Raw genomic sequence first — 14,171 nt, 5'->3', positions numbered from 1 at the left:
CTATTCTCTTCACATACTTGCCACAAGCTTGAGCAGTTTCTTAAACCGCATCAAATGGTTCCGCAGTGCGGAGCCTGATAAGCGACCGCTGTATTCGATGGTCAAGCGGACACTTCCATCGCTTTCTTCCGCAAACAGGTAAAAATCTAATTTTCTCAGCACTCGGCGGCTATCCAAGCCGCGCTCATACGCAAAGCCGACTCGTGCGAATCCATCCGTATTCACCGTCAGATTGAGCGTCCGAAGCGGTTGGAAATCGCGCAGTTTAGGCAGCGATGCCGCAAAACCGCTGAAGACTTGAGCCAGTTCCATATCCCCTGCAAACTTGAAATCGACGCGAGCGATTTGCTCAGCATCTCCCAACAGCCAGATCGGAATCTGGTCTTGCTGCAAACTTTTTTGCAGATACAGGGCGAACAGAGCTTGCAACGTCTCGGCAAAATCCAGTCGATACGTAGCGCCCAACTCGCCGATCGCCATTCTCAACTCTGGTCGGAGCATGACCTCGATCAGTTTTTTCTCATCCTGTTCCGCATCGAACCAAGCGTCAGAGAGCGGCAGCAAACCGATGCTTTCGGCCGAGTCGTCACGGGTCGCCCCTTCGATGAACGCCTTCAGCTTCGCGATGGTCGGCAGTGCGAACAGATCGGGTACGGTCAGCACGCCGGGGAACTCTTTTTCCAGTTCTGCGTACAACAGCACCAGGCTGAACGAGTTGCCTCCGACATCAAAGAATCGGTCATGGAATCCGATCGGACGATCCCCGAGCAGCTTTTTCCAAATGTTCAGCAGGATCAGATCGAGTTCTCCACCCGCTTCTCGAACTGGCGCTTCCGCAAGTCCGATCTGTAAAGCGGGCAGGGCCTGACGGTTGACTTTCCCATTCAGCGTGAGCGGAATGGCGGGGAGTTCGACCAAGAACTCAGAGACCATATAAACGGGCAAGCGATCAGCCAACCAAGCTTTTAGCTCGCTCTCCGTGACAGACACGTCAGGGGTGCGCTGATAATAAGAGACTAAAACCTGGTTGCCCGGACTTAGCTCGCGGATGGCCACGGCCGCATTCATGACTGCCGGGTGCAGGCGCAGCACCTCTTCGATCTCGCCCAGTTCGATGCGGAATCCACGCAGCTTGATCTGATCATCGCCACGTCCCAAACATTCCAACTCACCGTTTTTCCACCTTGCCCGATCGCCAGTGTGATACATTCTGCCTCCGGAGAACAGGTCGGTGACAAACCGTTCGCTCGTCAGTCCCGGATTGGCAACATATCCGCGCGCAACTCCCGCTCCGCCGATCCAGAGATCTCCTTCAATCCCCGGCGGGGCTAACTGCCCGAACGGATCGAGCACATAGACGTTCGTCCCGCAGATCGGCAGGCCGATCGTGACCTCCTTGGAAGCGGTCAACTCCTTGCAAGTCGACCAGATGCACGTTTCGGTCGGCCCGTACACGTTGAAAATTCGCAACGACTCATGCGATTGCAACAGCGGTAACAGGTGGACCGGGAACGCTTCTCCGCCCACGATCAGCATGTGTAGGGCGGCGAGCGTTTCCTTGGCGGCCTCCTGATCGGCGCACAGCAAGCGCAAGCGCGTCGGCGTCATCTGGAGGCATTCGACCCGCCCTTCGCGCACCAAGCGCAAGATGCTGGCCGGATTGGCCATATCGCTTTCATCAGCCAGCACGATGCAACCGCCCTGTGCGAGGCACAACAGCGTTTCCAGCAAAAAGATGTCGAACGAAGGAGTGGTGAGGCACGCAGTTCTTTGCCCCGCCGGCCAATCGAGCGCCTGTGCCATCCCCCGAATAAAGTTGGCCAACGCTCCTTGTTCCAACTCGACCCCTTTCGGTCGCCCCGTCGAACCGGACGTAAAGATCACATAGGCGAGGTGATGCGGCTCAACCGCTTCGGGGAGCGTCTCGCCCACAGCAACGGTGTCGATCGTGGCAGGATCAAGAATCGGCAAGCCGAACTCAAAGCGCCCGATGTGTTCCGCTTCGCCTACGATCAGCTTGGCTCCACTGTGCTCGACCATATAGCGCAGTCGATCTTCGGGGAAGGTCGGGTCGAGCGGCACCCATGCACAGCCGATGCGCAAGGCGGCGAGCATCGACGCGATCAAGTCTGGATTGCGCGGGAGCAACAGCCCAAAGCGATCGCCCGGCTTCAAGCCCAGCTTGACCATGTGACTCGCTACCACCTGCGCCCGTTCTTCCAGTCCTGCGAACGTGATCTCTTGCCCCTGATACCAGATGGCCGGTTGATCGAAATGCTGTTTCATCGATTCAGCTAATCGTGCATGTGCCGTTTCTCCCGCATCACTGCCCTGCGGACCACGTCCCAGCGTCAACAATTCGCGCTCTTCTGCCTCGCGAAGCAGGGTATAGCTTCCCAAGGGGCGACGCGGATCGCTTAGAAGTTGCTGCAGGAAGTCCTGAAAACGCTCAGCCCAGTCTTCCACGCGCGATTGGGAGAATAACGGCGACGCATAGTTCAAGCGGCATTGTAGTTTCCCATCATTCTCGAACATATCGAGATACAGATCGAATTGAGCGTGTCGGATCGGAAATCTCCCGATGACTCCGCGGACGTCTCCGAAGTCGATCATGCGCTGCTCATCATTTTCATAATTGAACATCACATCGAACAGCGGGTTGCGGCTCAAATCCCGTTCCAGCTTCAGTCCGTCTAACAGCAGATCGAGCGGATAGTCAGAATGAGCGTACGTACCTAGGCATACGTCCTTCGTATTGGCTAGATAATCGACGAAGGAACGGGATCGCTCCGGCTTCATTCTCAGCACGAGCGTCTGGGTGCACATCCCGAGCGTTTGGTTAAAGTCTCCGATCGCACGACGATTCCACGGGACACCGATGCATAGATCCGATTGATGGGCGAGGCGTCCCAAAAATGCTGTCCAAGCGGAGATCAGCACCATAAAGGTCGTGCTCTCATGTCCCTTTGCCACCGCTTTGACTTTCGAAAGCAGATCGGCACCCACCGTGAAGTAGCTGGTGGCTCCTGTAAATTCGTTTACTTCCGGCCGGGCCGCATCATGCGGGAAGTTCAAAGCGGGTGGCAACGGCTGTAATTGGTTGAGCCACCACTCGCGCTGTACCTCAGCTTCTCGACTCGTCAAAAACGTTTGTTCCCGGCGCACAAAATCCCGATATGACAGCGAAGGTGCGCTTTGGATACTGCCTTGTTTGTATACATCCGATACGTCTTTCAGCAAAAGATTCAACGATACGCCGTCTGCGATGATGTGGTGAATGCTCAGCGTAAATTGCTGACGTCCTTCGCGATCGGTGGCCAGTCCAAACCGCCAGAGCGGTGCTTTCGAGAGATCGAACGGGCGTCTGAAGAAAGCGTCGAACCGTTCCTGATCGCCCTCGACTCGCAGATCTACGCAGATGTGTTCCGCTTCGACATGGTCAGCAATCTGATGCACCACCTGCGCACCTTCTACCCGATACGCACTGCGCAGCATTTCGTGGTGGCTTGCGACCACACGGAAGGCGTTTTTCAGGCGCTCCAGGTCTACCGCCCCATCCAGATCGAACGTGCCGCGAATTTGGTGGGCCTCATTTCCACCTTCGAGAAAGGACATAAAGTACATTCTGCGCTCATCGGAAGCAAGTTCGAACTGCTCGGGCAACTCAGCTTGCGGCTCTGGTGTCGCGACCGCTTGGCGTTCCAAAACGGACGGGTCCGCGCCGAGGGCAAGCAAAAGATTTTCAAGCTGGGCCAACTTGCGGTAAATGTCCTCCAGTACCCCTTCCGAAGCAACGACTTCAGCTGTCAGAGCCGGAACGACAGCAGTGGTCGGGGCCGGAACGATAGCAGCGGTCGGAGCCGGAGCGACAACCTGATGGACCGCGATGTAGTCGGCCGCTTTTTCAACGGTGTTCAGTTCGCTAAAGAATGTGTTAAGCGTGATATCGACGCTGTACTCTTTTGCGATGAATTTTCTGATCTCGACAAGCATCAGCGAGTCGATCCCCAGCGAGAACAAACTCTGTGCATCGGGGATTTCGTCAGTAGCGACGCCTGTCACTTCGCCAATCTTCCTCTTGAGTTGGTCAACGATGCCACCGCTGTCATCACCTGCAACTTGATCGATCTGTACAGGCTGTTCGACCAAAACGGCCTCGGCCTCCACCGTGACGGCAACCTCCTCGAACACCTGCGAAACGACCGGAGTGTCGGGGAACCAGACGCGCTTGCGGTCATAAGACGTATGCGGCAAATCTTTGATCCGCACCGTTTCTTGGCCGTACAGAGCTTCCAAGCGTACAGTCACGCCGCGCTCCCACAAGCGTCCGATGCTTTCATAGAATGGTTTCCAAGCTGGCTGGGTTTTCCGCAAGCTTGGTAGGAACAGCATGTCTTCCTGCTCGTAGTTTTGGGCGGCCAATCCGCAAAGCGTGGCCATGCCTCCGAGTTCCACAAACACCTGTGCTCCGGCATCTGCCGCCACTTTCAAAGCGGTGGAAAATTGAACGGTCTCGACGAGATGGGCCGCCCAGTAGGCAGCGTCCAATCGTTTCCCCTCTGGAACAAAGTCGCCAAAGACGGACGAGATAAATCGCTTTGACGGAGCGTTCAGCTGGAGCTTGGAAATTTCAGCTTCAAATTGTCGCGCCTGATCTCGCATCAGCACGGAGTGGAACGGGTGCGACACGGCGAGCTGTTCGACAAAGCAGCGTGCGTTGCGTGCCTTGGTAACCAACTGATCGATGCTGTCTTTCCCGCCTGAGACGGTCACATTATGCGGTGCATTGACCGCCGCGACCGACACATCGTCAAACTCTTTGATCAGTTCGCGAACTTGATCCTCACCCGCCAAGATCCCGATCATCCGCCCGACGGCGGGGGTGCGATCCATCACATTCGCCCGAGCGGCGACCATGTGTACCGCATCTTCAAGGCTCATCACTCCGTCTACACAAGCGGCCGCATATTCACCGATGCTATGACCGATCAGCAGGTCAGGAGTCAAGCCGAGCGATTCCCAGAAATGAGCCAAGGCGATCTGGATCGAAAAGATCAAAGGCTGACTGTACAGCGGACGCTGAAGATCGATCTCTTCGTTCCCATAGAGCAGATCGAGTATCGATGCACCGATTGCTGGACGGAATGCCGCGTCTAACTCTTGAAGCTTCGTTCTGAAAACGGGAGCTTCTTCGAACAGGCCGCGCGCCATGCCGTGATAGTGTGACCCTTGCCCGGTGAACAGGAAGACCAAGGGGCGGCGCCCAGTCACAGCGTCCACGCCGACAGGGTCATTCGAATTCGCCAAGCTCTGCAGGCGCTTTTTCAGCTCCTCGTAATCGGTTACCGACAGCGCCAGTCGACGCTGCAAGGAGGCCCGTCCTGTGTTCAGCTGTTGGCTAAGCTCCTCGATGCTTGCTGTAGGATGTTGCGACCATGCTTCCAGATCGCGCACGTACTGGCGCAAAGAAGCTTCTGTGCGGGTGGAAAGGGTGATCAGATGCGCCTCGCGGTTGGACGGGACAACGGTCTGAGCTTGATGTGCCGCCGTGCCCTCCACGATCAGATGCGCGTTGGTGCCGCTGATGCTGAAGCCACTGATTCCGGCCCGGTAGACACCCTCTCTCGGTTCCCATTCGATCGAACGATCGACGACCTCCACCTGATGTTTGCCCCAGGCGATCAACGGGTTCCCTTTGCGGAAGTGCAGGTTGGCCGGAATCCGACCATGACGCATCGCGAGTAAAATTTTACAGATCCCAGCCATTCCGGCTGCCGTCTCCAAATGGCCGAGGTTTGATTTGACGCTTCCTAAATAGAGCGGACGGTTGCGACCTGCGAACACTTCCGCTAAGGCGTTAACCTCCTGCGGATCACCAATTTTGGTGCCAGAACCGTGACCTTCCACATAATCGATATCATGCGGCTCCAACCCGGCGTCGGTTAGCGCCTGACGAATCACCTTTTGTTGAGCCAGACCGTTCGGCACGGTCAGACCGCCGCTATGACCATTGTGGTTGACCGCTCCGCCGCGAATCACGCCCCAAATTTGATCGCCATCCCGCTTGGCATCTTCCAAGCGCTTCAGGATGAGGACCGCACTGCCCTCACTGCGGATGTAGCCATCTGCCGCTTCGTCAAAGCTACGGCAGCGCCCCGATTCTGCTAGCGCCTGTAGACTGGTGAAACTTGCATGTGCTTCCGCTCGCAAAATGATGTTCACCGCACCTGCCAAGGCCAGATCACAAGCACCTGCCCGCAGTTGCATCATCCCTTGATGAAGGGCGACCAACGAGGAGGAGCAGGCCGTATCGACCGCCATACTGGGACCTTGGAATCCGAATGTATAAGAGAGGCGCCCTGCCGCGCTGTTCAACATATTGCCAGTAAAAATGTACGGACCGGGTGGATGACCTAAATCGCGCCCAACCTGTAGATAATCGCTACCTGCGATCCCGATAAACACGCCCGTCTGACTGCCCGCCAAAGACTTTGGATCACGTCCTGAGTCTTCTAACGCTTCCCAGGACAGCTCAAGCAAGAGACGCTGTTGCGGGTCTAACGCTTCCGCCTCCTTAGCTGAGATTCCAAAGAACAAGGAGTCGAACTGATCGACTTGGTCGAGATAGCCACCCATTTGTGTCGATAGTTTAGCCGAAGCCGAGCGGTCGTTTTTCCAGCGACCTTGCGGAATTTCCCGGACCGGATCGATGCTTTCGTCGAGCAACTTCCAGTACGCATCGGGCGAATTGGCACCGCCCGGAAAACGGCATGCCATCCCGACAATCGCGACATCTCCGTTCGTCGAATCCACCTTGCGCTTTTCTGCCGCTTTCGGTTCAAGCGCCGCTTCTTCTTTCTGCTGCAAAAGTTCGGCAAACACGCGGATGCTCGGGTAATCTAACGCTGCCGTACTGGTCAACGCGACCCCGACCCGTTTCTCCAGCCGTTCCTGCAACATGAGCAGTTGGACGGAGCTGAGGCCAAGATCGAAAAAGCCAGTTTCCACATCGACGACAGCCGTACCTAGTAAACTCTCCACTTCTGTGCGCACGATCGTCAGCAATTCATCGGCGCGGTGCGACGCCGCCAATCCCGTTTGCGCTTCCTTGACCGTCTCGTCTGTGCGCTGTTCCGGCATCTCTTCATCGACCGTGCTGCCTTTGATCTGTTGGATCAGGGCGTCGAATTTACCATTCCGATAGTCTTGAATCAGATTGAAACGCTGGACTTTTCCGCTGGTCGTCTTCGGGATCGAACTGACCGGAAGAACGTGTGCGACTCGCAATCCGACGCCATTTAGCACAAGTTGGCTAACCGTCTCGATGATGGGTAGAAAACCATCCAACTGCTTTTTGTAATAGACGAACACGACCAAATCTTCCGTCCCCGTCTCAGGATTCGGGACACCGCAGGCGATATATTTGTTTAACTCTTCCTCCCCGATACCCTGTAAGATCACATTCTCAATATCATAGGGGAAATAATTGACGCCCCCGATGATGATGACCTCTTTGACACGTCCAACAAACACCAACCTGCCATCATGCATGAAGCCTAAATCTTGCGTATTCAGCCAGCCGTCCGCCGACAAAACGTTTCGGGTCGCTTCGAGATTGTGATGGTAGCCGGAAGTGATGCTAGCACCTCTGATCTCAATATTTCCTACGATGCCTTCCCCAAGCGGTCTGCGCTCAGCGTCTGTAATGCGCACTTCGGTTTGCGTGACCGGATAGCCGCAATCGACGATCTCCATCGACTCGGGAGAACCTGGTGCAACAAATCGGATCTCCTGCCCGATCGCAAGTTGAGTTCGATCCACCGTATAGGATTGGATGCCTTGCTCTCTTTTGCAGGCTGATACCACCAGCGTCGCTTCAGCCAGACCGTAACCCGGCCTGATCGTCGAGTCGGCCAACCCCCATGCGCTTAACGTTTGGGTGAAATCTTCGCAAATCGAGGCGGAGATAGGTTCCGCACCATTGATGATCACCTTCACACACCGCAAGTCCCACGCCTCAGCCTGCGCGACTTTCGATTTGAAGCGTTTGAGGAAATGGCGATACCCAAAATTCGGTGAGCCCAGCACGTTGGCCTGATACTTGTGAACCGAGCTAATCCAGTAGGTAGGATTCCAAATAAAGGTGTTTGTCGGCATGATGTTTTGATCGACACCGAGGACGATCGGCGCCAGATGGAAAAAGATCATCCCAAAATCGTGGGTCAACGGCATCCAACTTAAAAACGTATCGGTCTGCTCGATTTCGAAAATCTCCAGCAGGTCCTTGATGTTCGCAAGTAAGTTTTGATGAGTGAGCACGACCCCTTTGGGTTGCCCGGTCGAGCCTGATGAAAATTGGATAAAAGCGATATCTTGGGGACCTGGCTTGTGGAAGCGCGGCTCCCGGTCCAGCACGTCCACCCGCTCCGGATAAAACAGACGCGCCGACATGGCGTTCCCAACGTCAACACTCCGATTTTGGGCCGCGTATGCCTCCAATTTGCCTGGTATCTTGTCACAGTCTGTGGCGATCCAAGGTGATTTCAGGACCTCCCAGACGTTGAACACCTTCGTCGTATTGACCTGATTGTCAGCATAGGAGAGTGGTATCGGGATGATACCGCCTAGCAGACAAGCCCAGTAGGCGGTTAGAAACGCCCGTGACGAAGTAAATTGCAGGACCAGCTCGTCCCCTTTTTCCACACCGATCTCCTGATAGGTGGCTAAATATCGGCTTGCTCCTGCTAAGAGCCCTTCGTACGACAAAACCTCTTCACTCGTAGAATTGTTGAGAAACCGGATGCCTTTCCCTGTTGCGGCATTCTCCATCAAAGCTTCGACCAATGATTGATAGTTCTGCACCACCATACCCCCCACACTTCATTTACACTGTTTGCATATCGTATTTTCCCAAGCGCTGATGCGTAGTCTGCGCGTGCTGTACGTGAGCGGCCCCCTCACGGATTGGCAAACTTCCAGACGCACGGGACGACCACACTGCAGAGTCGAACACCCATCCTACGCTTTTGCTTGCTTGCACAGCACCTCACCCGTTCTCCTGTTTCGAACTTGATCGATCTGCTGATCCCGCACCTCGTCTTGCGATCAAGCAATCCGCTTCTGATAATCTTGTTAAGAAATCATTAGTTCATATGCGTAGATTGTTATTAATTCATGAAACATTCAATTATCAAAAGACGGAGGGAAGATTCGATCCACTCGAATCTCTTCCCGTTACGCTGCGGTGCATGGGCGATGAAAGTGGAACGAATGTAACCACTGCACGATCCCCCAAACAAAAACAGCTGTCGTAAGAGGTGGTTGATCATCTCCTACAAAAACAGCTGTCATGTCGCAATCTGCTTATTTTCTGTTGAGAATGAGGATCGCGCCACCGAAGCCCAAAATTCCCCAGATGATCAAAGTGATGTAATGTTCTATGCCGGCGGTAAATGCGCCCTGCGCCATCGAAGCACGCATCACTTCTGCCATTGAATACAACGGCAAGATATGGTGCAGAGTCTGAAGCCACTCAGGAAGACGCTCCATCGGGAAGTTGATCGGAGAAAACATCAACGCGCCGAAGATCAGGACCTGAGAAAGAGCCATCGATGCTAACGGAGACAAACCATAGGAGAATCCGTAGCCAACACCGATCGAAGTCAAGGCGATGAGAATGATGACCGGAAGAATCGTCCACGAGATGTCATACCCCGGATCAAACATGTAGTGCGCAACCAATGTAGAAATCGCGATCCCTGGAATTGTGATGATCAGCCAAGAGAGCGTGTCTGCTGCCAGAACGAGCCCACGATTGACCGGCCAGGTGCGGATGAACTCGATATAGCCCTCCGTTTTCTGGTTCGCGATCTGCTGCGGCAGGATGACCAACCCTGTGATAATCAAAATCAGCGTGGGTGCGCCAGTTGCCAAAAAGAGGATCGTATTCTTTTCAGGATTGTCGAACAGATAGGTAAATCCGATAACAATACCGAGCGACACCATGATTTGAATGATCGAGAAAAACATCAAGTTTCCGGAGTTACGAAGAAACTGCATCTGAAACACATAGTTAAACTGTCTCAATACTGTCATACTGCGGCACCCTCCTTACCGGCGTGCAAGTTCACTGCGCCCGCCCCTTCTTCCGTCCCTCTTCCGCCTGTCAATTCGACGTACACATCTTCAAGCGTCGTCGGTGACAGGGTGTAGTCAATTACCTTGCCCTGTTCAACATGATCTCTCGCCCATTCGATCGCAGCCGGCGCATAATCCGGGCTGAGCGAAAGAAACATGCGCCCGGCGTGGAAATTCGAGCTTTGCGCCCATGCCGGAACCTCATACTCGGTCGATTCCTTCAACAAGCCGACCTCAAGACGGATCTGATTGCTGACCGAACTCTTGACTTCGGCTGGCGATCCTTGCGTGAGAAATTTCCCTTTGTGCAGAATGGCCACCCGATCGACAGCCTTTTCCGCTTCCAGCACGTTATGCGTGACCAAGATGACCGAAGTGCCGTCTTTGGTCAGCTCACGAATCACATCCCACAGATAGCGTCTGCGAATCGGGTCCACGTCGTTGGTCGGTTCATCAAGCACGACCAATTTCCCAGGTTGGATCACCGCCATACAAAAGGATGTCAAGCGACGAATCCCGCCCGAAAGTTTAACCCCTTCCGTATTGACCCATGCTCCGATGTCTAACATTTCGAAGAGCATATCCATGCGTTTCTTCACGTCATGCTTATTTCCGAGTCGCATTTTCCCCATCGTGGATACCGCTTGGGTCGGTGTGAGAAACCCGAGCGGCAACTGCGATTGCGGTTGCACCGAACAGAGCGAGCGCGCCCGCAACGGGTTCTTCTGCACCGATTCCCCCAGCAGGAACACGTCCCCGCTCGTCGGTTTGGTCGATCCGAGAATCTGGTTGACCAAGGTGGTTTTGCCGGCCCCATTGTGTCCTAAGAGCCCGTAAATTTCACCTTCTTTGATGCTGAAGTTGATGTTGTCGTTTGCATAAAACTCAGACTTCCTGTTGCGAAAAACTTTTGTCAATCCCTGCACATCAAGAATCATACGTACCTCCATTTTTCCTTTACGAGTTCGGGTCTACTCGAACCCATCAAGAGAATAGTTAATTATTTGTTTGTAAAATTCCATGTCGTAAATATGAGGGTGATGCGTTATGAATTTTTCGATAATTGAATACTATCATGAGAAACACCTGGCTGTAAAGGACGTTTCAGTTAAAATTAATTATAGATGGAGCGCGCTGAAATCTGTAAGGATTAATACGCCGATAACGTTAAATTTTTGTAAGGAGTTCGAAAATTCGTAAACTATTTTCCGAATATGATTCAACGCCAAAAAACCGAAGCGACCGCTGGTCTCCGCTTCGGCTGTAGATGGTTGCAGGTGTCATTTTGATCTCTAGCGCGGGGCCAGTTCCCCGCGGTCACTCGAGTGGCCAAGCGTGCTGCTTGGTTGCGGAACCTTACCGTTTGCTGGCCCTTCGGTTACGCGTTTTCAAGCGAAAACTCGGTACAGCTCTTCCAGCTTTTGAATCTGATAGGTTGGTTCTATTCCAGTGTCATTCGGCTTCTGCCCAGGGTTGAACCAACAGGTGTCTAGCCCCGCGATCTGCCCACCTTTAATATCTGCGCTCAATGAGTCTCCAATGATCAAGCCGCTTTCCACCGTGAAATTGGGAATCCGTGCGAAGACATACTCAAAATACTCTTTCATCGGCTTTTGATAGCCCGTGTCTTCAGAAACAAAGATATTCTTAAACAGCGGATGCAAGCCGGAATTGCGCAAACGTTTATCCTGAGTCTTAGAAACCCCATTCGTAACAATATATAAGTCATACTGAGTTTGTAGACCTGTTATTAATTCAATGGCTCCCTCAATAGGCTGATTGCCTTCCTCTAAATAGTTCCGATACTTATTTTCGAGCAAACAACCATCTACTTCTCGATCAAACTCCTTAAATAACATTGAAAACCTTGTATTTATCACGGTATCCCGATCGATTTTACCTTCCTCAAATGATTGCCAAAGACCCTGATTGATTCGCTTATAGTGTGCTTCGATTTCGCTTGTTAAGGGGATGTTTTGATCCTCAAACAGCAAGCGCAACGCTGTTTTTTCTGCTGCACCAAAATCTAGCAGTGTGTCATCGACGTCAAAAAATAAAAATTGGTACTTTTTCAAAATTACTCCTCCACTTCCTGTTTCCTTTTCTTTATGACTTTCAGCTTGCGTGAGGCTGGAGCGAGTATTTATCGCGTACCTCTCCTTCTAGTTCAGCTTAGCCAAGCTTTGCTTCTCGCGTCCACCGCCTACTTTAAATACGACAATGCCGCCGAAGATGACCAGCACACCAATCAACTGATTCCAAGTGAACGCGACCTTCTCCAGACCAAGCCAGCCCAGTGAGTCCCACACTAAAGCAAACGCGAGCTGTGAAGTCAGAGCGATCGAGATCGCGAACGTAGGACCTAGCCGCTTGATCCCTTGTACCAGACAGTTGACCACTCCTACCCCGATCAAACCGCTGATCCAGTACCAAGGTTGCATATTGTGCAAGGTAAACAGCTGCTTCCCTTCAACGAGTAGACCGATCGTCAAAGAGGCCACGAATCCCATTCCTAATACGAATGTAGTTGTGGCCCACAATCCTGTGCGCGCGTTCAGCTTACTGTTAAAAATGTTTTGCAAACCGACCAGCGCACCTGCAAGCAGCGCCAAAACAAGTCCTTGTATCATAGCCTCCACTCTCCCCTCTTGCCGATTTATTCCTCTATTCGTAGATATTCTGACTGGCCAGCGCGCGTAATCCCTCTCTGTCCTGAACCAGGATGAACCCTTTGTTCCGCTCAATCAGGCCCGCAAGACAGAACTGGCGGATGACCCGATTCAGATGTCGATAGCTGGTCCCAATCAGGTGCGCCGCATCCTTTAAACTGACAGTACTGATCTGCCCTTTGAAGTGCGAATCAGATTCATCAAACGAAACAGACAACAAATAACTGGCCAATCGCACTTCCACTGGATGCAACAAATTGAAGCTCAATGAGTTAGATTTTATGAAAAATTTTTGTGTGATGATCCTTAGTAAAAATTGCAGAAACTGGGCATCATCTTGTCCGTATTTTTTCAACCAGCGATGATGAACACCGATCATCCAGACAGGCGATACCGCTTCAACCGTATTGATAATGTCAATGTCACGTACGTATTCGATATCCCCGATCACCTCAAGCTGTGTTTTGAACGAGAGAATCAGCGTTTTGCCTTCCGCCGAGGTCGTGTAGATTTTCACCTTCCCCTTCACAAGCACGTACAAATACTGGGCAGCTTCACCTTGCGAACAGATGAGTTCACCTTGCTCAAACTGATACAGCGACAAATGCGGTAGTACCTGTTCGTTAAAAATGGATTCGATTTGATGAACATGCAAATAATGAAGCAGTTGCTCACGATCTTTGCTTGCCTTCATGATTCGGTTTCACCCCCCGGTCTTTCAACTCGCACATTTTAAAACATCATACGATCAAAATTTGAGAATCACAACGCCAGCGATCATCATCCCAATGCCAATAAACTGTGGCAACCGCATCTTCTGCTTCTCCACGCCAAACCATCCGAAATGATCGATGAAAAAGGTCAAGCCCAGCTGAGCGATGAGGAGAACAGCGATCGTAAGCGTAACACCGATCTGCTGAATCGCCGTGACATTACTGAAAATAATGACCGCAGCTAAGGCACCCCCGTCAAATATAACGGATTCACTTGCTTAACCTGTTGCCATGTTCCGTCTCGGACGAACAACAAGATGATCATAGCTGCACTGAATCCGGTCAACTGGGTAATCGTCGCCGCCTGCCAAGTACCAATATCTTGACTGATCCGAGCATTGGCTACTCCTTGCAACGTGATAAAAGCCCCGCCGAGAAACGCAAAAAAAATCCCTCTCATAGATTCACCCCTCCTTTAACATCTCCCTAATATTTAATGATGATTCCATCTATCTTGGGAAGGACATATGTCCTCAACCGATCAACGATTGCGTTCGTCCGATCTAGCAAACTACCATTCGCAGTAGTTCTCGCCTGGTAGTGAGAACAAAAAGGCTAGCATCTGTAAGAAGCCAGCCTGGGATTGCAGAAA

Annotated in this window: 6 protein-coding genes and 1 pseudogene; all 7 read right to left on the bottom strand. The window is 52.6% G+C overall.

Annotated elements, in window-relative coordinates:
• Nucleotides 1–9: 9 nt before the first annotated feature.
• Nucleotides 10–8,862: a non-ribosomal peptide synthetase/type I polyketide synthase gene (locus CIG75_RS02785; protein ID WP_172844397.1), complete on the bottom strand. Its 8,853-nt coding sequence runs from the start codon at nucleotides 8,860–8,862 to the stop codon at nucleotides 10–12.
• A 501-nt stretch (nucleotides 8,863–9,363) separates the two neighbouring features.
• Nucleotides 9,364–10,095, bottom strand: coding sequence for an ABC transporter permease (locus tag CIG75_RS02780; protein WP_094235268.1), 732 nt, complete (start codon nucleotides 10,093–10,095; stop codon nucleotides 9,364–9,366).
• Nucleotides 10,092–11,075, bottom strand: a complete 984-nt coding sequence (locus tag CIG75_RS02775) for an ABC transporter ATP-binding protein (protein ID WP_094235267.1) — start codon at nucleotides 11,073–11,075, stop codon at nucleotides 10,092–10,094. The genes CIG75_RS02780 and CIG75_RS02775 overlap by 4 nt, the downstream gene beginning before the upstream one ends.
• 450 nt (nucleotides 11,076–11,525) lie before the next feature.
• The gene (locus tag CIG75_RS02770) at nucleotides 11,526–12,212 is read right to left on the bottom strand and encodes a YjjG family noncanonical pyrimidine nucleotidase (RefSeq protein WP_094235266.1); all 687 of its coding nucleotides are present in this window, start codon (nucleotides 12,210–12,212) and stop codon (nucleotides 11,526–11,528) included.
• An 87-nt stretch (nucleotides 12,213–12,299) separates the two neighbouring features.
• A complete protein-coding gene (locus CIG75_RS02765) occupies nucleotides 12,300–12,767 on the bottom strand; it encodes a DMT family transporter (protein ID WP_094235265.1) in 468 nt (155 codons plus the stop codon).
• A gap of 34 nt (nucleotides 12,768–12,801) precedes the next feature.
• Nucleotides 12,802–13,500, bottom strand: a complete 699-nt coding sequence (locus CIG75_RS02760; RefSeq protein ID WP_094235264.1) for a Crp/Fnr family transcriptional regulator — start codon at nucleotides 13,498–13,500, stop codon at nucleotides 12,802–12,804.
• A 54-nt stretch (nucleotides 13,501–13,554) separates the two neighbouring features.
• Nucleotides 13,555–13,979 (bottom strand): annotated as a pseudogene (locus CIG75_RS02755) (DMT family transporter).
• Nucleotides 13,980–14,171: the final 192 nt, after the last annotated feature.

The organism is Tumebacillus algifaecis (assembly GCF_002243515.1).
GTDB classification, from domain to species: Bacteria; Bacillota; Bacilli; order Tumebacillales; family Tumebacillaceae; genus Tumebacillus_A; species Tumebacillus_A algifaecis.
The sequence above is the reverse complement of the archived record's forward strand: the minus strand, read 5'-3'. Positions and strand labels throughout refer to the sequence as shown.